At 31.9% G+C, this 1,509-nt stretch carries 3 protein-coding genes; all 3 read left to right on the forward strand.

The window, feature by feature from the left end; translation table 11 throughout:
* Positions 1–93: 93 nt before the first annotated feature.
* The 3 genes from HMPREF9007_RS0125545 (at position 94) to HMPREF9007_RS00350 (ending at position 1,483) form a co-directional block, all read left to right on the forward strand.
* Positions 94–366, forward strand: a complete 273-nt coding sequence (locus tag HMPREF9007_RS0125545; RefSeq protein WP_008763878.1) for a hypothetical protein — start codon at positions 94–96, stop codon at positions 364–366.
* Between the two features lie 47 nt (positions 367–413).
* Positions 414–1,133 carry a hypothetical protein gene (locus HMPREF9007_RS00355; protein WP_008763879.1) on the forward strand — a complete coding sequence of 240 codons (720 nt, stop codon included), beginning with the start codon at positions 414–416 and terminating at the stop codon, positions 1,131–1,133.
* A 74-nt stretch (positions 1,134–1,207) separates the two neighbouring features.
* The gene (locus HMPREF9007_RS00350) at positions 1,208–1,483 is read left to right on the forward strand and encodes a hypothetical protein (RefSeq protein WP_008763880.1); all 276 of its coding nucleotides are present in this window, start codon (positions 1,208–1,210) and stop codon (positions 1,481–1,483) included.
* The last annotated feature ends 26 nt before the right edge of the window (positions 1,484–1,509 follow it).

Raw genomic sequence — 1,509 nt, forward strand, 5'->3', positions numbered from 1 at the left:
AAGAAAATTAATAAATATGGTCAAGTACAAACTAACAGTAGATGAAACCGTGGGAGTTTCAATCATAATGGTAGTAATGTTCTTCATGGTATAGTGGTAAAGCAACTTTCTCCTACATTTCTTCTTTCAAATCTGACAGTTTTTAGATTTAATGGACAAAAAAGCTGTATTATAATTTTAAAACCCAGATATGAAAAAGAGTATTTTGATTTAGAAACTAATGGTGATGTTATTGTAGGTGGTGCTTTGTGTTTAGAAAATGAATACGAAGAAAAAAATGAAGAATATTTAATATCACATAGCCAATATATGCTTATTGGGAGAATTGAAAAAATAAATGTTGGTAACAATCACCTTAACTGCTAAATGCAGTTAGCTGAATCCCATTAGCTACTTGTAATAAAAAGAAAAATATGAATTGGAGTAATTACCTATCAGATAAAAAATGTCCTTCGCCTCCATATGCGCATTTAGGGGTATTGGAAGGAGAGGTGTGGGGATATTGGGATTTATCCCAAGTTCCAAAGGGTACTAAAATTTTGTCCTTACCTACACCATTAAAGAGAACCAAACTATCTTACAATAATTGGAACGCTCTGAGGAATAATGATGAAATTGAGGCAATAAAATTGGGTGATATTGACGAAGAACGCATTGATGTTTTGTCTTCATTGCCCAATTTGAAATACTTGGAGATCAGCTGTAATAAACAAGATGAGTTCCCGGAACTATCTACATTAAAATCATTGCAGATCCTTGTACTTGCCAACATAAAACGAGTAGATAATATTGAATTTCTGAAAGAACTTTCTGATTTGAAGACTCTTTATATATGCGACCTTAATCATCTTTATGATTTATCTCCGATAGCCGAATTGAGAAGTTTGCAAGAATTGTTTTTATCTAATGGAGGAATGTGCGGAGTCGGTAAGCCCGTTAAAAGCATGGAGCCGCTTTCCCGTTTACTTGAACTTGAATATTTACATTTTTGTGTAACAGTTGAGAATCGGAATTATGATATTTCTTCACTATTTCCCCTTAAAAAGCTAAAGCATTTATCTATCTTACCAAGATTTCTTAAAAAAGGAAATGAAGAAAAACTTAAGGAAATGTTGCCTTTGCTAAATTGGTAAAGTAGCTAACAAACAGCACTACCGCTTAAAGCGGAACGCTGCCAAACATTACCAACTAAAGAAAATTAATAAATATGGTCAAGTACAAACTAACAGTAGATGAACCGTGGGATTTCAATCATAATGGTAGTAATGTTCTTCATGGTATAGTGGTAAAGCAACTTTCTCCTACATTTCTTCTTTTCAAATCTGACAGTTTTTTAGATTTTAATGGACAAAAAAGCTGTATTATAATTTTAAAACCCAGATATGAAAAAGAGTATTTTGATTTAGAAACTAATGGTGATGTTATTGTAGGTGGTGCTTTGTGTTTAGAAAATGAATACGAAGAAAAAATGAAGAATATTTAATATCACATAGCCAATATATGCTTATT

The organism is Bacteroides sp. 1_1_14 (assembly GCF_000162515.1).
Lineage (GTDB): Bacteria > Bacteroidota > Bacteroidia > Bacteroidales > Bacteroidaceae > Bacteroides > Bacteroides thetaiotaomicron.

What these genes read in the sequence shown, in the direction of transcription:
- HMPREF9007_RS00355 (WP_008763879.1), top strand. Translation starts at nt 414, where the DNA reads ATGAATTGGAGTAATTACCTATCAGATAAAAAATGTCCTTCGCCTCCA.
- HMPREF9007_RS00350 (WP_008763880.1), top strand. Translation starts at nt 1,208, where the DNA reads ATGGTCAAGTACAAACTAACAGTAGATGAACCGTGGGATTTCAATCAT.